Origin of the sequence: Streptomyces sp. NPDC088910, assembly GCF_044749865.1 — a bacterium.
Taxonomy (GTDB): Bacteria; Actinomycetota; Actinomycetes; order Streptomycetales; family Streptomycetaceae; genus Actinacidiphila.
Genome location: NZ_JBIVIV010000015.1, coordinates 73,170 through 90,636 on the forward strand (window position 1 = coordinate 73,170; position 17,467 = coordinate 90,636).

13 protein-coding genes and 1 pseudogene are annotated in these 17,467 nt (G+C 74.1%); 9 read left to right on the forward strand and 5 right to left on the reverse strand.

Translation table 11 applies throughout. From position 1 onward, the window contains the following. The first annotated feature begins 26 nt into the window (after nucleotides 1–26). From ACIP4Z_RS29655 to cobC, 3 genes are read left to right on the forward strand one after another with little or no spacing between them, the layout of a single operon-like run. Entirely contained in the window at nucleotides 27–677 is a 651-nt protein-coding gene (locus ACIP4Z_RS29655) for a precorrin-8X methylmutase (protein WP_401313253.1), read from the forward strand. After that, entirely contained in the window at nucleotides 674–1,570 is an 897-nt protein-coding gene (locus ACIP4Z_RS29660; RefSeq protein WP_401313256.1) for a sirohydrochlorin chelatase, read from the forward strand. Before ACIP4Z_RS29655 ends, ACIP4Z_RS29660 begins: the two co-directional genes overlap by 4 nt. After that, nucleotides 1,554–2,699: an Rv2231c family pyridoxal phosphate-dependent protein CobC gene (cobC, locus tag ACIP4Z_RS29665; protein ID WP_401313259.1), complete on the forward strand. Its 1,146-nt coding sequence runs from the start codon at nucleotides 1,554–1,556 to the stop codon at nucleotides 2,697–2,699. The genes ACIP4Z_RS29660 and cobC overlap by 17 nt, the downstream gene beginning before the upstream one ends. A gap of 29 nt (nucleotides 2,700–2,728) precedes the next feature. On the opposite strand, the gene ACIP4Z_RS29670 is transcribed toward cobC, so the two are convergent. The 4 genes from ACIP4Z_RS29670 to ACIP4Z_RS29685 all read right to left on the reverse strand — a co-directional run bounded on the left by ACIP4Z_RS29670 (nucleotide 2,729) and on the right by ACIP4Z_RS29685 (nucleotide 9,858). Next, nucleotides 2,729–5,863 (reverse strand): ABC transporter substrate-binding protein, encoded by a 3,135-nt coding sequence (locus ACIP4Z_RS29670; RefSeq protein WP_401313262.1) that lies wholly within the window; start codon nucleotides 5,861–5,863, stop codon nucleotides 2,729–2,731. A gap of 134 nt (nucleotides 5,864–5,997) precedes the next feature. After that, nucleotides 5,998–7,242, reverse strand: a complete 1,245-nt coding sequence (locus ACIP4Z_RS29675; RefSeq protein WP_401313265.1) for an SCO1860 family LAETG-anchored protein — start codon at nucleotides 7,240–7,242, stop codon at nucleotides 5,998–6,000. A 416-nt stretch (nucleotides 7,243–7,658) separates the two neighbouring features. Then, complete coding sequence (locus ACIP4Z_RS29680; protein WP_401313268.1) at nucleotides 7,659–8,747, reverse strand: amidohydrolase family protein; 1,089 nt, start codon at nucleotides 8,745–8,747, stop codon at nucleotides 7,659–7,661. 139 nt (nucleotides 8,748–8,886) lie between these two features. After that, nucleotides 8,887–9,858 carry a helix-turn-helix domain-containing protein gene (locus ACIP4Z_RS29685; protein WP_355333782.1) on the reverse strand — a complete coding sequence of 324 codons (972 nt, stop codon included), beginning with the start codon at nucleotides 9,856–9,858 and terminating at the stop codon, nucleotides 8,887–8,889. Between the two features lie 70 nt (nucleotides 9,859–9,928). Here ACIP4Z_RS29685 and ACIP4Z_RS29690 point away from each other — a divergent pair, with 70 nt between their 5' ends. Further along, nucleotides 9,929–11,431 carry an MFS transporter gene (locus tag ACIP4Z_RS29690; protein WP_401313272.1) on the forward strand — a complete coding sequence of 501 codons (1,503 nt, stop codon included), beginning with the start codon at nucleotides 9,929–9,931 and terminating at the stop codon, nucleotides 11,429–11,431. Between the two features lie 144 nt (nucleotides 11,432–11,575). After that, nucleotides 11,576–11,956: a DUF488 family protein gene (locus tag ACIP4Z_RS29695; RefSeq protein ID WP_391044287.1), complete on the forward strand. Its 381-nt coding sequence runs from the start codon at nucleotides 11,576–11,578 to the stop codon at nucleotides 11,954–11,956. A gap of 88 nt (nucleotides 11,957–12,044) precedes the next feature. Here ACIP4Z_RS29695 and ACIP4Z_RS29700 read toward each other — a convergent pair whose 3' ends face one another. Then, nucleotides 12,045–13,577 (reverse strand): aldehyde dehydrogenase (NADP(+)), encoded by a 1,533-nt coding sequence (locus tag ACIP4Z_RS29700; RefSeq protein WP_401313275.1) that lies wholly within the window; start codon nucleotides 13,575–13,577, stop codon nucleotides 12,045–12,047. Between the two features lie 274 nt (nucleotides 13,578–13,851). On the opposite strand from ACIP4Z_RS29700, the gene ACIP4Z_RS29705 reads away from it, so the two are divergent. The 4 genes and pseudogenes from ACIP4Z_RS29705 to ACIP4Z_RS29720 all read left to right on the forward strand — a co-directional run bounded on the left by ACIP4Z_RS29705 (nucleotide 13,852) and on the right by ACIP4Z_RS29720 (nucleotide 17,250). Further along, nucleotides 13,852–14,622 carry an IclR family transcriptional regulator gene (locus tag ACIP4Z_RS29705; RefSeq protein ID WP_355333788.1) on the forward strand — a complete coding sequence of 257 codons (771 nt, stop codon included), beginning with the start codon at nucleotides 13,852–13,854 and terminating at the stop codon, nucleotides 14,620–14,622. 47 nt (nucleotides 14,623–14,669) lie between these two features. Beyond that, nucleotides 14,670–15,437 (forward strand): class I SAM-dependent methyltransferase, encoded by a 768-nt coding sequence (locus ACIP4Z_RS29710; RefSeq protein WP_401313278.1) that lies wholly within the window; start codon nucleotides 14,670–14,672, stop codon nucleotides 15,435–15,437. A 140-nt stretch (nucleotides 15,438–15,577) separates the two neighbouring features. Next, a pseudogene (locus tag ACIP4Z_RS29715) lies at nucleotides 15,578–16,085 on the forward strand (SigE family RNA polymerase sigma factor); the annotation flags it as partial. Between the two features lie 235 nt (nucleotides 16,086–16,320). After that, the gene (locus ACIP4Z_RS29720; RefSeq protein WP_401313281.1) at nucleotides 16,321–17,250 is read left to right on the forward strand and encodes a hypothetical protein; all 930 of its coding nucleotides are present in this window, start codon (nucleotides 16,321–16,323) and stop codon (nucleotides 17,248–17,250) included. Nucleotides 17,251–17,467 lie beyond the last annotated feature (217 nt).

Genomic DNA, 17,467 nt, shown 5'->3' on the forward strand with positions numbered 1-17,467 from the left:
CCCACCCCCTCCGGAGGAGAAGCCGCGTGAACCGTACGGTCCACCCCATCGAGCAGGAGTCCTTCCGCATCCTGCGGTCCCGGCTCGACACCTCAGGGATGACGCCGCTGCGACGGGCCGTCGTGGAGCGCGTGATCCATTCGAGCGCGGACCTCGGGTACGCGGAGGACCTGGTGTGCGAGGAGTCGGAACTCCGTTACGCGCACGCCGCGTTGCACGCGGGCGCGCCGATCGTGGCGGACGTGGAGATGGTCGCGTCCGGGATCACGGCACGGTCCTCGGTGTGCCGGCTCACGGACGCGGCGTCCGGGCCGGGACTGACGCGCAGCGCGCACGCGATACGGCTGGCGTACGCGGAGGTCGGGCCGGGCGCGGTGTGGGTGGTCGGATGCGCGCCCACGGCGCTGGAGGAGTTGCTGAACCTGGACGCGGCGCCCGCGTTGGTGATCGGGCTGCCGGTCGGCTTCGTCGGCGCGGCGGAGAGCAAGGCGCGGCTGCGGGCGTCGGGGCTGCCCGCGGTCAGCAACGTCTCGGAGAAGGGCGGCTCCGCGGTGGCCGCCGCGGCACTCAACGCCCTGTTGTACACGGAATATCCCCTCGCGGAACATCACCTCACCGACCGTCCCCTCACCGACCGTCCCCTCGCCGACCACCCCTTCAAGGAGAACGACCAGTGACCCACCCCCCTGCCCTTCTGCTCGTCGGCCACGGCACGCGTGACGCGGCCGGTGCGGCCGCCTTCCGCTCGTTCGTGGCGCAACTGGGCGCGGCCAGTCCGGAGTTGGCGGTCGGCGGCGGCTTCATCGAGCTGTCGCCGCCGCCGCTGGCGGACTCGGTGGCGGAGCTGGTCGGCGCGGGCGTACGCGACTTCGCCGCCGTTCCGCTGGTGCTGGTGTCGGCCGGGCACGCCAAGGGCGACATACCGGCGGCGCTGGCCCGTGAGGAGCGGCGCCATCCGGGGACGTCGTTCGCGTACGGCCGCCCGCTCGGGCCGCATCCGAATCTGCTGACGGTGCTGGAGCGGCGCGTGGACGAGGCGCTGGCGGGCGCCGACCGCGCGGGGACCACGGTGCTGCTGGTGGGCCGGGGTTCCACGGATCCGGACGCCAACGCCGAGGTGTTCAAGGTGGCGCGGCTGCTGTGGGAGGGCCGTGGTTACGCGGGGGTGGAGACGGCCTTCGTGTCGCTGGCCGAGCCGTCGGTGCGGGCCAGTCTCGACCGCTGCCGCAAGCTGGGCGCGCGCCGCGTCGTCGTCCTGCCGTACTTCCTGTTCACCGGTGTGCTGCCGGACCGGGTACGGGACCAGGCCCGCGAGTGGGCGGGGGAAGCGCCGGACGTGGAGCTGCGCTGCGCCGACGTGATCGGCCCCGAGCCGGAGTTGGCGGAGCTGGTGATGGAGCGCTACCGGGAGACGGTACGGGGCGACCTGCGGATGAACTGCGACTCGTGCGTGTACCGGGTCAAGCTCCCCGGCTTCGAGGACCGCGTCGGGCTGCCGCAGCAGCCGCACCACCACCCCGACGACCCGTCGCACAGCCACGGAAGCGGCCACCATGCGCACACCCACTGACCGCCACCGCGTGCCGGACCCGGCGGCGGGCGGCGGCCCGGACCCGTACGGCCGCGACACCCCCGACGGCCAGGACGCCCGCCGCGCCGAAGTCGCCGCCGACGGCTACGACTTGCGGCATCACGGTGACGCCGAGGTCGGCGAGGGCCTGATCGACCTCGCGGTCAACGTCCGCGCGAACACTCCCCCGCCCTGGCTGCGCGAGCGCGTCGCGCGGTCGCTGACCGGCCTCGCCGGATATCCGGACGGCCGGGCGGCGCGGCACGCGGTGGCCCTACGCCACGGGCGGCCGGACGCCGAGGTGCTGGTGACGGCCGGAGCGGCGGAGGCGTTCGTGCTGCTCGCGCGGGCACTGACACCACGTCACACCGTTGTGGTGCACCCGCAGTTCACCGAACCCGAGGCGGCGCTGCGGGCGGCCGGGCACGAGGTGCGGCGGGTCCTGCTGTCCGCGTCCGACGGCTTCCGGCTCGACCCGGCGGCGGTCCCGCCGGAGGCGGATCTGGTGGTGGTCGGCAATCCGACCAACCCGACGTCCGTCCTCCATCCGGCCGCGCTGATACGGGAGTTGGCCCGTCCGGGGCGCACGCTGGTGGTGGACGAGGCGTTCATGGACGCGGTGCCGGGCGAGAGCGAGTCGCTGGCCGGCTGCCGGGACGTGCCGGGGCTCCTCGTCCTGCGCAGCCTGACCAAGACCTGGGGCCTGGCCGGACTGCGGATCGGCTACGTGCTCGGCGACGCGGACACGGTCGCCGCGCTGGAGAGCGCACAGCCGCTGTGGGCGGTGTCGACTCCCGCGCTGGCGGCGGCCGTTGCCTGCGTGGAGCCGGACGCGGTCGCGGAGGCGGCGGAGGCGGCCCGTACCGTGGTCGGCGACCGCGCCTACCTGCTGGACCGGCTGGCCGCACTCCCCGGCGTCGAGGTCGCGGGCGACGCGCCCGCCGGTCCCTTCGTCCTGCTGCGCATGCCCGGAGCGGCCGACGTTCGGCTCCGCCTGCGAGAGATGGGCTACGCGGTCCGGCGCGCCGACACCTTCCCCGGCCTCGGACCCGACTGGCTGCGGATCGCCGTGCGCGACCGCCGTACGACGGACGGCTTCGCGAACGCCCTGGCCACGGCCATGGCCTGAGAGCAGGGCGCTCAACCGGCCGGTCCTGCCTACTGCTTGACGCCGAGGGCGGTGAGGTCGACGCCGCCGAGGACCGGCTGCTCGTAGACGTTGGTGAGGCGGGGGGCGCGGTAGACGAGGTGCTGGGTGTAGATCAGCGGGACCATGGTCCCCTCGCCCATCACCTTGGCATCGATGGCCTGCCACAGGGACGCGGCCTTGGCCGGATCGGTGACGCCGTCGGCCTGCGTGACCAGGCCGTTGATCTCGCTGTCGTCGAGCTGGGCGTAGTTGTTGATGCTGCCCGGCTGGATCAGCGAGCGCAGGAAGCCGCCGCCGGTGGGCCAGTCGGCGGCCCATCCGGTCATTACGATGCCCCACTTGGCGCTCTTGAGCTTGCTGGGCGACAGCAGCGTGTCGTAGAAGGTACTGGCGTCCTGCGTGACGATCTTGACGGTGATGCCGACTTCGGCGAGGGAACCGCGGATGGACTGCATGGCGTCCTCGACCCGCCCCGGCGCCTTGACCCCGGCCATGGTGACGGTGAAGCCGTTGGGCTTGCCGCACTTGCCCAGGTACTTGCGTGCCTCGTCGGGGAACGACACCCCCGCGTTGGTGCCGAAGGGCGTGGCCGAGGTGCTGTATCCGTCGGTGGTCGGCGGCAGCATCGTGGTGGCCACCTCGCCGCCGGCGTACTGCCCGCCGAGCACGGCGCGGACCTGCGCCTTGTCGATGGCGTACTGCACGGCCCAGCGGCACTCGTACCGGTCGAAGGGCGCCACCGTGGTCTGGAGGCTCAGGAAGCGGGTGGTGCCGTTGAAGACGAGGTCCGTATTGGCCTTCAGCGCCGGGTCGTTGAGGATCTTGGTCTCGGTCTGGTCGCTGACCGTCTGGCCGGCCAGGTCGAGGTCGGCGCTGCCGTCGAGCAGGTCGGTCTCGACCTCGTCCTGACTGCTGACGATCTTCAGGTCGATCGCGTCGGGCAGCGCGGAGTGCACGGTGTCGGTCCTGGGGTCCCAGTGGGTGTTGCGGACCAGGTGCAGCGAGGCGCCCGAGGTGTAGCTCGCGACGCGGTAGGGGCCGCTGCCGACGGGGTGCTTCCCGAAGTCCTTGCCGCCGCCGGTGTCGGCGGACTGCGGGACGGGCGCGCCGATCGACAGCGCGAGGACGTAGCGGAAGTCCGCGTAGGGCTTGGCGAGCCGGAAGACGATCGTGCGGTCGTCCGGTGTGGCCACCGAGCGCAGGCCGAGCTTGCCGGGGTCGCTGTCGGTGTACGGGCCCTGGTAGTTCTGCCCCTGGTCGAGGAGGTCCACGAGGTGGGTCGGGCCGCCGGGGAACTCGTCGCGGGCGAAGGTCCGCTCGATGCCGTACTTGACGTCCTTGGAGGTGATCGGCGCTCCGTTGTCGAAGGTGACGCCGTCCTTGAGGCGGAAGGTCCAGGTGCGGCCGTCGGAGCTGACCTGGCCGGTGTCGGTGGCGAGGTCGGGGACGACCTTGCGGCCCGCGCCGCCGGGCGCGGGCGCGTAGTCCACGAGTTTGCGCAGGTAGAGGCGCTGGAGATTCCACGACGGCTGGTCGTAGGTGGCGGCCGGGTCGAGGAGATTCTCCGAGGCGTAGGAGGAGATGAGCTTGAGCGTGCCGCCGGTGGCCGTCGAGGGTCTGACCACCCCGTTCAGCCCGCCGCTGTAGCCGGAACCCTCCTTCCCGCCGTGGAGTTGGAGCGCCGCGTTCTGCACGGTGGGCTTGTCGGTGGGCATGTCGTCGCCGTGCTTCTTGCCGCCGAACGGCGCGAAGGTGAGCGTCACGGTCACGGCGACCGCGGTGACCGCCAGGCCGGCCGCGCCCGCCATCCACCGGCGGCGCCCGGCCCCGCCCCGCGGCGGCTCCGCGGGCCTGCCCACATTGAGCGGCGGCGGGGTGCTCGGCAGATACTGCGGCGGCACCGGGCGCTGCGGGGCGCGGTACGCGGGGTGCTCCGGCTGGAGGTAGCCGGCCGCGCGCGGCGGCGGGGTCGCGTCGCTCGCGGCGGCGGGCGGTATGGACGAGCCCCGGCCCGCGGACGGGGAGGGAGTGCCGGACGAGGGTGCGGGGGTGCCGGAGGACGGGGAAGGGGTGCCGGACGAGGGCGAGGGCGTGCCGCCGGACGGGGAAGGCGTGCCCGGCGACCCGGCGGGGGTCCGCGGTGCCCGCGGCGGCGTGCCTGCTCCGGCCGGGTCCGCCTTGGGCGGCAGCGCGGGCAGCCCGGCGCCCGGCACTCCGAAGGTCGCCCGGGGGTCGGCCGCCGACGACCGCTTGCCCGAACCGCCGTCCGCGGGTTCCGCGGCGGGCCCGGTCAGCGCGGAGGAGCCGGTGGCCGCCAGCCACCCGCGCAGTTGGTCGCGGAAGGCGGCGGCGCCCTCGGGCCGCTCGGCCGGGTCCTTGGCGAGCGCGGCCAGCACCAGCGCGTCCAACTCCTCGGGCACCCGCGGATTGCGGGCGGACGGGGCCGGGGGCGGGGTGTGGACGTGCCAGTACATGAGGTTGATCGGGTTGCCGTCGGTGAACGGCGGTCTGCCGGTGAGCAGTTCGGTCAGGACGCAGCCGACCGCGTAGACGTCGCTGCGGGCGTCGACGTCGACGCCGTTGATCTGCTCGGGCGACATGTAGCTGGGCGTGCCGATCGCCGAGCCGGTGGCGGTCAGCCGGGCGTCGCTGTGCAGGACGTGCGCGATGCCGAAGTCGGCGACCTTGACGGCGCCTTCGGTGGTGATCATCACGTTGGCGGGCTTCACGTCGCGGTGGACGGTGCCGTGGCTGTGCGCGTGGGCGAGCGCGTCCAGCACGTCGGCGGCGATGCGCGCCGCGCGCTCGGGCGCGAACCAGACCTGCTCGCGGACGAGTTGGGCGAGCGTGCTGCCCCGCACGTACTCCATGACCAGGTACGGCACCACGGTGTCGTCGTCGGTGCGGACCTCGTCCTGGTCGTGGACGGTGACGATGCCGGGGTGGTTGAGCGCTCCCGCGGCCTGCGCCTCGCGGGCGAACCGGCGGCGCGCGTCGGGGTCGCTGGCCAGTTCGGGCAGGAGCGTCTTGACCGCGACGGCGCGGCCCATGCGGGTGTCGCGGGCGCGGTGCACCCGGGCCATTCCGCCGGAGCCGAGAAGCTCCGCCAGTTCGTAACGACCCGCGAAAAGCCCGTCGACCATTACTCGTTCGCCCCGTTCGCCCATCCCCAAGTCGAACGGCAGTCGAGCCGCCGTTCGTAGGGAACAGAGTAGAGGGCGGCTCCCGGAGCGGAGCCGCCCTCCCCTGTATTCCCCCGATCCCCCCGTGGGCCGGACTACTCGCCGCGCGAAGCGGCGGCCTTGCGGCGGCGGTTGGTGAGCAGGAAGGCCCCGCCGCCCACCGCGATCAGGCCGATGGCGCCGTACGCCATGTACGGCGTGGAGGAACTGGCGCCGGTCTCGGCCAGGTTGCCGGTGTTCACCGAGGTGTCGGTGCCGGTCTGCGGGTGGGTGTCGCTGCCGCCGGAGGTGGAGCCGCCCGAGGTGCCCGCGGAGCCGGACGTACCGCTGGAACCGCCGTTGCCGGAACCGCCGTTGGACGAGCCGGAGGTGGAGCCGCCGGTGGAGTGACCGCCCGTGGAGCCGCCGGTCGAGCCGCCGTTGGTGGACCCCCCGTTCGTGGAACCGCCGTTCGCGGCACCTCCGTTGGCGGAGCCGCCGTTCGTCGAGCCGCCGTTGGTGGACCCTCCGTTCGTGGAACCGCCGTTGGTCGAGCCTCCGTTCGTGGAACCGCCGTTCGTCGAGCCGCCGGAGTTGCCGCCCGACGTCGACCCCCCGGTCGAGCCGCCGGCCTGGGGCGTACGGCAGGTGGCCTGCGCCAGCGTGACGTCACCGGTGACCTCGGCGACCCCCAGATTCAACGGGTTGATGTGGACCTTCAGTTGAAGGGCGGTGGCGGCGGCCGTTCGGGAGGTGGTCACGGTGTTGGTGAGCTGGAGACTGACCTCGCCGACCCCGCCGACGCGGACGTCGGTGGTGCCGACCGCGTTGAGCGAGATGGTCCTGCCGAGGATCGTCACCCCGACCAGCTTCGAGCTGGCGGTGGGCTTGTGGCCCACCTGGCAGGTCGCCTTGGACGTGACGGCGTCCAGCTTGATCAGCGAGAGCAGCGGAAGTCCGGGGACATGGACCTCGGCCTTGGCCACGTTGGCGTAGCCCTCCGCCTTGTCACGGTCGGCGGTCGCGTTCGCCGTCGCGACGTCGGCCCGCAGGATGCTGATCTCGCGACCCTGCTCGACACCGCTGCCGACCTTCACGGTCAGCGCGGTCTCCTTCGCGTCGGCGGGCGCCTTCACATCGTTGAGCGAGACATTCACCGGGACGTCCACGGTCTTGTTCAGCAGCGATACGTCGAGGCCCGCTCGCAGCACGGTCGCGGTGGACGTGCCGCCGCCCGACGGCGCGGGGGTCGCCTGCGCGCCCGGCGCTACGGCGAGGGTGCCCGCGGCGAGGGCGACGGCGGCGCCGATGGCGGCGGCCGAACGGCGTGCGGGCAGGCTGATGTTGATGGTGCGGTACACGGTGGAAAACCCCCACAAGTGGCATGGAGTCCCCGGCGCACGACTGTTGGGGACAGCCGCCGGGGACCTCGACCCGGCAATGTTTACGCACGGAGGGTGAACTGGCGGGCACACGGCGTCAGTTCACCCATAAGGGTGGTTTCCGTGAACTTCTTCGAATCTCGCCGCACGACCGTTCCCCCGCGTCACCCGGACCACGGGATGACACCCCTCACCTCGGTTGACGCCCCGGGCGTGCGCGAAGATGCCTAACGCGTCCCGGCTCCCGTACGTCACGCTCGGTCAACTCACGTCCTCGCACGTCGAACGGCCGTGGTGTACACGGGAGGCGTCCGCGAGCGGCGCGGCGCGACCGTCTGCGCGCGGCGAACGGGACGGTGTGACCGCGAAAGGTCCCGAGGGAGCTTGACGGTCCGTCAGGCGACGACCGTGCCGCGCAGCACGATCCGCCGCGGCGCCGCCAGCACCCGTACGTCCGCGCGCGGATCGCTCTCGTAGACCACCAGGTCGGCGGGCGCGCCCTCGGTGAGCCCTTCGCGGCCCAGCCATTGGCGGGCGCCCCATGTGGCGGCGGAGAGCGCGGCGTTGACGGGCAGCCCGGCGGCGACCAGCTCCGCGACCTCGTCGGCGATCAGGCCGTGGGCGAGGCTGCCGCCCGCGTCCGTACCGGCGTAGACGGCGATACCGGCGTCGTACGCGGCGCGCACGGTGTCGTGGCGGCGGGCGTGCAGCCGCCGCAAGTGGTCGGCCCAGCGCGGGAATTTGGCCTCGCCGCCCGCGGCCAGGGCGGGGAAGGTGGCGATGTTGACCAGGGTGGGGACGATGGCGACGCCGTGTTCCGCGAAGAGCGGGATGGTGTCCTCGGTGAGTCCGGTGGCGTGCTCGACGCAGTCGATGCCCGCGGCGACGAGGTCGGCGAGCGAGTCCTCGGCGAAGCAGTGCGCGGTGACGCGGGCGCCTTCCTCGTGCGCGGCGGCGATGGCCTCGGTGAGCGCGTCCTTCGGCCAGCACGCCGCGAGGTCGCCCGCCTCCCGGTCGATCCAGTCGCCGACCAGCTTCACCCAGCCGTCGCCGCGACGCGCCTCGCGGCGTACGTACGCGGTCAGGTCGCCGGGCTCGATCTCGTGGGCGTAGTTGCGGATGTACCGGCGGGTGCGGGCGATGTGGCGGCCCGCCCTGATGATCTTGGGCAGGTCGGCGCGGTCGTCGGTCCAGCGGGTGTCGCTCGGCGAGCCCGCGTCGCGCAGCAGCAGCGCGCCGGCCTCCCGGTCGGTGAGCGCCTGCTTCTCCGCGGTGTCGCGGTCGACGGCGCCGTGCGCGTCGAGTCCCACGTGGCAGTGCGCGTCGACCAGTCCCGGCAGGGTCCAGCCGGTGACGGTCGCGGCCGGAGCCGCGGCCGGGCGGTCGTAGCTGATCCGCCCGCCGACCACCCACAGCTCGTCCCTGACCTCGTCGGGCCCGACCAGCACCCGTCCCTTGATGTGCAGCACGTCGCGTTCACCCATGCACCGCACTGTACGAGGCACCCGGCGGTCACGGGTCGTACGGCCGCCGGTCGTACGGTCGTACGGCCCGGACCGGCGAAGGGCGCCGCCGCCGGACGCCCCGGACCGGCGAGAAGCGCCGCCGCCCACCGGCCAGAGGTCAGGCCGTCGTCAGGCGGGTGAACGTCGCGCGGTAGTCGCTCGGCGTCAGCCCGGCCCTGCGCAGCAGGTGCTGCCGCAGCGAGTCGGCGGTGCCGAGACCGCTGGCGCGGGCGACCTGGTCGACGGGCAGCGTCGTGGTCTCCAGCAACTCCTTGGCCCGCTCGACGCGTTGGTGCAGCAGCCACTGAAGGGGGCTGAGTCCGGTCTCGGCGTGGAAGCGGCGGCTGAGGGTGCGGACGCTGACGGCCGCGTGCCGGGCGAGGTCGGTGAGGGTGAGCGGCGCGTCGAGCCGGGTCATCGCCCAGGCGCGGGTCGCGGCGAGCGACGTGCCGGTCTCCGCGGGCAGCGGTGTGTCGGTGAACTGCGCCTGCCCGCCGTGCCGTACGGGCGCGACCAGCGCCAGCCGGGCCACCGTGTTGGCGACGGCCGCGCCGTAGTCGGTGCGGATGATGTGCAGGCACAGGTCGATGCCCGCCGCGTATCCGGAGGACGTCAGCATCTGGCCGTCCTGGACGAAGAGCACGTCGGGCTCCATGACCACCGCCGGGTAGCGCGCGGCGAGTTGGCCGGTGTACTCCCAGTACGTGGTGGCCTGGCGGCCGTCGAGCAGGCCGGCCTCGGCGAGCAGGAAGGCGCCCGTGCAGATGGACGCCACCCGCTTGCCCGCCCGCGCGGCCTGCCGCAGGACGGCCACGACACGCGGGTCCGGGTCCTCCCGCGACCCGGTCCCGGCCACGACCACCGTGTCGGCGCGCTCCACCGCGTCGAGACCCTGCCCGATCACCAGCTCGGCCCCGCCGCCGGTCCCGACGCTGCCGGGGTCAGACGTGCACAACTCCACCTCGTAGCCGGGCCCGCCGTCCACCCGGACCTTGCCGAACAGCATCTCCGGCACGGCGAGGTTGAACATCGACACCGGCCGCGCGGCGATCACCGCGACCCGGTGCGGGCGGGGACACGTGAAGGGCATGGCCAGAACCTCCGGGACCGTGGCATTCAGGCCACTACTGTACGGCGACGGCCGCGGCCACGCTGATCGCATGTCTCCGCGTCTCTCCGGTCCGGACTGTGCGGCCCCGCCCGCCGCCCGGAAACCCGTCGCCGCACCCGCACCCGCGCCCGCGCCCGTACCCGCGCCCGCGCCCGTACCCGCGCCCGGCCGCACCCTGGCCGCCGCCCTGCTCGGCTTCTTCGTGATCACCCTGGACGCCTCGGTCGTGACGGTCGCCCTGCCGTCCATCGGCACCGATCTGCACGGCGGCCTCGCCGCGCTCCAGTGGGTCGTGGACGGCTACACGCTGGTCTTCGCCGCCTTCATGCTCTCCACCGGGGCGCTGTCGGACCGGATCGGCGCCGGGCGCGCCTTCGGCGCGGGCATGGCGGTCTTCACCGCCGCGTCGGCGGCGTGCGGTCTCGCGCCCGGCCTCGGCGTACTGATCGGCACCCGCGTGGTGCAGGGCACGGCCGCCTCGGTGATGCTGCCCGCCTCGCTCGCCCTGGTGCGGCAGGCGTATCCGGACGCCGGGTCCACCCCGCATCCGTCCGGCGCGGCGTCCGGCAGGATCGGCAGGGCCCGCGCCATCGCCCTGTGGGCGGCGGGCGGCGCCTCGGCCGTGGCGCTCGGGCCCGTCGCGGGCGGCGCCCTCACCTCGGCGTGGTCCTGGCGCGCCATCTTCTTCATCAACCTTCCGGTCGGTCTGCTCGCCGCCGTGCTGCTGGCGCGGACGCCCCGCTCGCCGCGCAGGCCCGCGCCGCTGGACGTGCCGGGGCAGCTCACGGCGGTGCTGGGGCTGGCCGCGCTGACCTTCGCGGTCATCGAGGGCGGCGGGCTCGGGCTGGTGGCGGCGGCCGTCGCGGTGGCCGTCCTCGCCGGTTTCTTCCTGATCGAGGCGCGCAGCGCGCATCCGGTGGTGCCGCTCGGCCTGTTCAGGGACCGTACGGTCGCGGTCTGTGTGGCGGTGGGCGCCGCGCTGAGCTTCGCCTTCTACGGGATGATCTTCGTACTCAGCCTCTTCTTCCAGCAGGTGCGCGACCAGTCACCGCTCGGCGCCGGGCTCATGTTCCTGCCCATGACGGCGCTGATCCCCGCCGTCAACATCGTCTCGGGCAGGCTGTCCGCCCTCTCCCCGCCTTCGGCGGGAGGTGCCCCCGTCGGCGCCCGGCTGCCCATGCTCGCCGGTCAACTCCTCATGGTCGCCGGGCTGTTGGTGCTGCTGCCGGTCACCGCCCGCACCCCGGCCGCGCTGCTCGCGGTCGTCATGGTGCCGCTCGGCCTCGGCGGCGCGCTCGCCGTACCGCCGCTGACCGCCGCGCTGCTGGACGCGACCCCCGCCGACCGCGCCGGGCTGGCGGCCGGGGTGCTCAACGCGGGCCGCCAGATCGCGGGCGCCCTGAGCGTGGCCGCCTTCGGCGCGCTGGTCGCGGACCGGGACCGCTTCCTGTCCGGCATGCGCGTCTGCCTCCTGCTGTCCGCCGCCCTGCTGACCATCACCGCCGTCGCCACGGCGGCGGCCCTGCGTCCCGGCCGCCCGGCCGACTCCTGACCCGGTGGCCCGCGACCGACCGGGCGGCCAGGTCCCGACAAGACCGCCCGGCCCCGACAAGGCGGCCCGGTCCCGACGCGGTGGCGGATCGGCGGCCGGAGGCGTGGACTGGAAGGGGTGAGACGGAGCGGAGAGGCGGACGGGATGGCGAAGGACGCGGGCGCGGCGACGGGTTTCCGGGTGCGGCGGATCTACGACGACGTGGACGCCGGGGACGGCCTGCGCGTGCTGGTCGACCGGCTGTGGCCGCGCGGGGTGTCCAAGGAGCGGGCGGCGGTGGACGACTGGTGCAAGGTGCTCACGCCGTCGGCCGAGCTGCGCACCTGGTACCACGCCCACCCGGACCGCCACGCGGACTTCGCGCGGCGCTACCGGGCCGAGTTGGCAGGTCCCGAGCAGGTCCCCGCCACCCAGCGGCTGCGCGAGCAGGCGCGCGCCGGGAGCGTCACCTTGCTGACGGCGGTGAAGGACCCGGAGCACAGCCACGTCCCCGTGCTCCTGGCCCATCTCACGGACGCGCCCTAAGGCGTGCCCCGAGGTCCCGTCCGGCGGCACCGTACGAGACCTCGGGGTCAGTCCGGCCCGGGGCACCGTACCGACGTGCCCCCGGGGATCACCTGACCAGGACGCCGTCGACCCGGCGCGGGACGCCCAGCGGGTTGGCGTCGGCCAGCTCGGGCGGCAGCAGTGCGGGCGGGGTGTCCTGGTACGCCACCGGGCGCAGCCAGCGCTCGATGGCGGTGCCGCCGACGGAGGTGGAGGTCGAGGTGGTGGCCGGGTAGGGGCCGCCGTGGTGCTGGGCGGGGGCCACCGCGACACCGGTCGGCCAGCCGTTGACCAGGACGCGCCCGGCCAGGCCGGTGAGCCGGGCCAGCAGCGCCGCCGCCTCGCCGCCGGGCTGCCCGGCCTCCTCCGTACCGAGGTGCGCGGTCGCCGTGAGACTGCCCGGCAGCCGGTCGAGCACGGCGGCCAGTTCGGCGGCGGACCCGTACCGTACGACGACGGTCAGCGGCCCGAAGCACTCCTCGAGGAGCAGGTCGTACGCGCCCTGCTCGGTGAGGTCGGCCGCGGCGACGGTGACGAAGCCGGGCCGCACCGCGTGCTCGCCGCCGTCGCCCGCGGTGACGGGGGTCTCGACGCCGGGCAGGGCGGCGCGGGCGGCGACGCCCTTGAGGAAGTTGTCGCGCATGCGGGCGTCGAGGAGCACACCGGGGCCCGCGTCCGAGGCGGCGCCGGTGAGCGCGGCCACCAGCCGGTCGCCGTGCTCGCCGCCGGGGGCCAGGACGAGGCCCGGCTTGGTGCAGAACTGGCCGACGCCCAGGGTGAAGGAACCGGCGAGCCCGGTGCCGATCTGCTCGGCGCGCTCGGCCGCCGCGGCCTCGGTGACGACGACCGGGTTGAGGCTGCCCAGTTCGCCATGGAAGGGGATCGGGCGCGGCCGTGCGGCGGCGGCGTCGTAGAGGGCGCGTCCGCCGGGGACCGAGCCGGTGAAGCCGGCCGCGGCCACCAGCGGGTGCTTGACCAGCTCGACCCCGGCCTCGAAGCCGTGCAGCAGGACGACGGTGTCGGCGGGCAGGCCCGCGGCGACGGCGGCGCGGCGCAGGATGTCGGCGCAGAGCGCGGAGGTGGCGGGGTGGTCGGGGTGCGCCTTGACCACGACCGGGCACCCGGCCGCGAGCGCGCTGGCGGTGTCGCCGCCGGGTACGGAGAAGGCGAGCGGGAAGTTGCTGGCCGCGTAGACGGCGACGACGCCGAGCGGGATCTTGTAGCGGCGCAGATCGGGGCGCGGGACGGGCTGGGCCGCCGGATCGGCGTGGTCGATGATCACGTCCAGATAGCCGCCCTCGTCGACCACATCCGCGAACGCGCGCAACTGATAGGCGGTGCGGGCGAGTTCACCGGTGAGGCGGGGCAGCCCGAGCGCGGTCTCGGCGTCGGCCGCCGCGATGACCGCCGCGCCCTCGTCCTCCAGCAGCCCGGCGGCGCCGCGCAGCAGGCGGGAGCGTACGCTGCGGTCGGCGAGCGCGGGAACGGCGGTCGCCGCCGCGCGCACGGCGGCGTCGACCTCGTCGGCCGTGGCCTCCACCGCGACCTGCTCCCGCTGCTTCCCGGTTCGGGGGTCGACGCTCCAGACTGGTACTGCCACCGGAAGAACCTCCACATTTCCGTACTGCACGACGGCATCGTTCTCTATACTGAACAACGTCTTCAGATATGAATCACCGATCGTCCGGAGCCTACGTCCACGGGCCCGGCCGGACAAGGCGGGCGCCGGGCACGGCGCGCGCACGGACACGCACGACGGACACGCACGACGAACGGTCACGACAACCGAGCACGACAGACAGACACGACGAACACGCACCACACACGAGCACGACTGAACGAGCACCACGAACGTCTTAGAGGGGTCGTACGCGATGGCTGTTGCCGAGGGAGCCGGTTCCCAGGTCAAGTCCGCGGTCCGCACGGTGGAACTGCTGGAGTTCTTCGCGGGCCGCCCCGGCATGCACAGCCTGGCCGCCGTGCAGGAGTCGGTGGGGTACCCGAAGTCCAGCCTGTACATGCTGCTGCGCACCCTGGTCGACCTCGGCTGGATCGAGACGGACGCCACCGGTACGCGGTACGGCATCGGCGTGCGCGCGCTGCTGGTCGGCACCTCGTACATCGACGGTGACGAGGTGGTGGCCGCCGCCCGGCCCACGCTCGACCGGCTGTCCGACGACACCAGCGAGACCATCCACCTCGCGCGCCTCGACGGCACCAACGTGGTCTACCTGGCCACCCGGCAGTCGCAGCACTACCTGCGGCCGTTCACCCGGGTCGGGCGCAGGCTGCCCGCGCACTCCACCTCGCTCGGCAAGGCACTGCTGGCCACGTACACCGACGAGCAGGTGCGCAAGCTGCTGCCGGAGACGCTGGAGCCGCTGACCGAGCACACCCACACCGACCGCGAGAAGCTGATCGAGGAGCTGGCCCAGATCCGCGAACAGGGCTACTCCGTCGACCGCGAGGAGAACACCCTCGGGCTGCGCTGCTTCGGGATCGCGATCCCGTACCGCACGCCCGCGCGGGACGCGGTGAGCTGCTCGGTGCCGGTGGCCCGGCTGACGCCGGGGCACGAGCAGATGATCAAGGACACGCTCTTCGACGCGCGGGACCGCCTGCTGCTCGCCACGCGCCGCCTCTGACGGTCGTACGGCCGGCGTCGTAGGGTCGGCGTCGTAGGGTCGGTGGCATGCGCGAATCCGATACCCAGATGTTCGCCCGCCGGGCCTCCTCCTTCGGCGCCGAGGCCGCCGCCTATGCCGCGCACCGGCCCGACTACCCGGTGGCGGGCGTGCGGTGGGCGCTGCACGCGACCGACGACGAGCGCGGCACGCTCGACGTGCTGGACCTCGGCGCGGGCACCGGCAAGCTGAGCCAGTCACTGGTGGCGCTCGGGCACCGGGTCACCGCCGTGGAGCCGGACCCCGGCATGCGCGCGGAGTTGGAGCGGCTGCTGCCGTCGGTGACGGCGCTGGCGGGCGGCGCGGAGGAGATCCCGCTGGCGGACGCCTCGGTGGACGCGGTCGTGGTGGGGCAGGCGTTCCACTGGTTCGACCAGGAGCGGGCGATGCCGGAGATCGCGCGGGTGCTGCGGCCCGGCGGCACGTTGGGCGCGCTGTGGAACACCGACGACGACCGGGTGGAGTGGATCGCCGGGCTCAACACGGTGACGGCGAGCCGGGTGTCGTACATCGACTGGCGGCCGGGCAAGGGCATCGACCGGCACACCGGCTTCACGCCCGTCGAACACGGCGAGTTCCCGCACCGGCAGCCGCAGACGGTCGACTCGCTGCTGGCCACCGTCGCCACCCACTCCCACGTCCTGGTGCTCGAACCCGCCGAGCGCGAGGCGCTGGTGGGGCGGATCAGGGACTATCTGACGTCCCGTCCCGAGACCTCCGGCGGCCCCTTCGACCTGGAGATCGTCACCCGGGTACAGCGCTGCGCCCTGACATGACGAGCCGTCAGTCGGCCTGCTGATCCGGGGTTCGCCGCCCGTCGCCGAAGTGCTGTTTCCCGACCTCTGCCCATGGCCTTCCACCGCTGCTACGCTCACGCCGCGCCGTGGCGGGGAGGTCCGGGCAGGAAGAGGTGACCGTGGGCACAGCCATCGGCGACGACGCCGACGCCGCCGCTGATTTCCACGCGTTCTTCGAGCAGCACTACGCGGAACTGGCGCGTCTGGCACACCTGTTGACCGGTGAGGCGGACGCGGCCGACGATCTCGCGGCCGACGCCCTGGTCGCCATGTGGCGGCACTGGGACCGGGTGCGGGCGGCCGACCACCCGGTCGCGTACGCCCGCGGTGTGGTGACCAATCTGGCCCGCTCGCGCATTCGCAGCGCGGTACGGGAGCGGCGACGGATCGCGCTGTTCTGGTCGCAGCCGCAGGACCGGACCGACGGTCCCGACGTACCGGCGGTGCTCGACGTGCGCGAGGCGTTGCAGCGGCTGCCGTTCCGCAAGCGGGCGTGCGTGGTGCTGCGGCACGCGTTCGACCTGTCGGAGCGGGACACGGCGGCGGTGCTCGGCATCTCGGTGGGTACGGTGAAGAGCCAGACGTCGCGCGGCGTCGCGGAGTTGGAGCGGCTGCTGGCGCCGCGGACGGGCGGCGCCGAGCCGGACCCGGCCGCGGGCGACGGGGTGCGGGCGGCGCCGGGTGCCGCTACGGTGCCGGGCGCGGGTACGGTGCCGTGCGCGGGCGCCCCCGGCGGTGCGGGCCCTGTTCCCGGCCCCGCCGTCCCCGGCGCCTCGGGCCCGGTCGTCACCGGCCCCGGCGCGGCGCGCATCATGGGTGCGGCGGGTCCTGCGGCTCGTACTCGTACGGGACGGGGAGTGTGATGGCCGACAGGACCGACAGGGCCGAGCTGCCGGAACGGCTGCGGGACGCGGCCGGGTCCCACCGGCCGGACCGGGAGCGGATGCTGGCGCGGGTCGAACAGGGCATGGCGGAACGCGACATGGCCGGGCACGGGATGGCGGAGCCGTCGCGCACCGGCGGGCGGTCCGACGGGCACGGCGGCGGGACCGGGGCGCCGTGGATGCGGATCGCCGCGGTGACGGCGGCCGTCGCGGGCGCGATCGGCCTCGGCGGCCTCGCGGTCGGCGCCGTGACCGGCAACGGCGAGCCGACGCAGTCCGTGGTGACCTCCGGCGGGCCCGGCGTCACGCACTCCGCGACCTCCAGCCCGGTCGGCACCGACTCCCCCGCCGCGCAGCCGCGTTCACCGGCCGCGTCGTCGCACCCGTCCGGCCGCCACGGCGGCACCGGCGGTACGCGTCCCACGGGCACGCCGTCCGGCGGCGCGTCCTCCCCCACCGGCACTCCCCCGTCGTCGGCGGCCACCACCTCGGGCATCGACGGCGGCGCGCCGGGCTCGGTCGAGACCGCGCGGAACGGCACGCTGACCGCGCGGGGTTCGGTGGACAGCGCGAGCAACGACTACTGGACGCAAAGCGATGTGGTGCTGACCACCGGCAAGCCGCTCACGACGCTCAGCGTCGAACTGCGCGTGGCCCGTACCGAAGGCGTCAGCAGCACCGGTTCGTGGACCTCCGTCTCGGGCGGCACGAACCCCACGGTGACCGTGGAGGGCGCGGAGCTGGTCTACCGCTGGACGCTCGACGCGGACAACACGCTGGCGCCCGGCACGTACACGTTCTCGGGCCAGTTCAACCACGCGGCGGGCGCCCGCGCCACCGGCGGCGACACGTACACCGCCCGCTGGACCGGGCCCGACGGCACGTCGTCGGTCGACGGCGGATTCTGACCGGACGGCTCCCGTAGCCCGCCGGAAATATTCGCGTCATACGCGGCAACCTCCGGTGCCCCGGTGGCGACTTGAGTACGCACAGCCCTCCCGCCTCACCTGAGGGTGACGCTCCGGGGCGCGGCGGTACCCCCATGATCGCCGCGCCCCGGCCCGTCTCGTGCTCCCGCCCGCCCCCGGCGGGCCCGCGCCGCGCGGGCCCGTCGTCGGCGCGTGC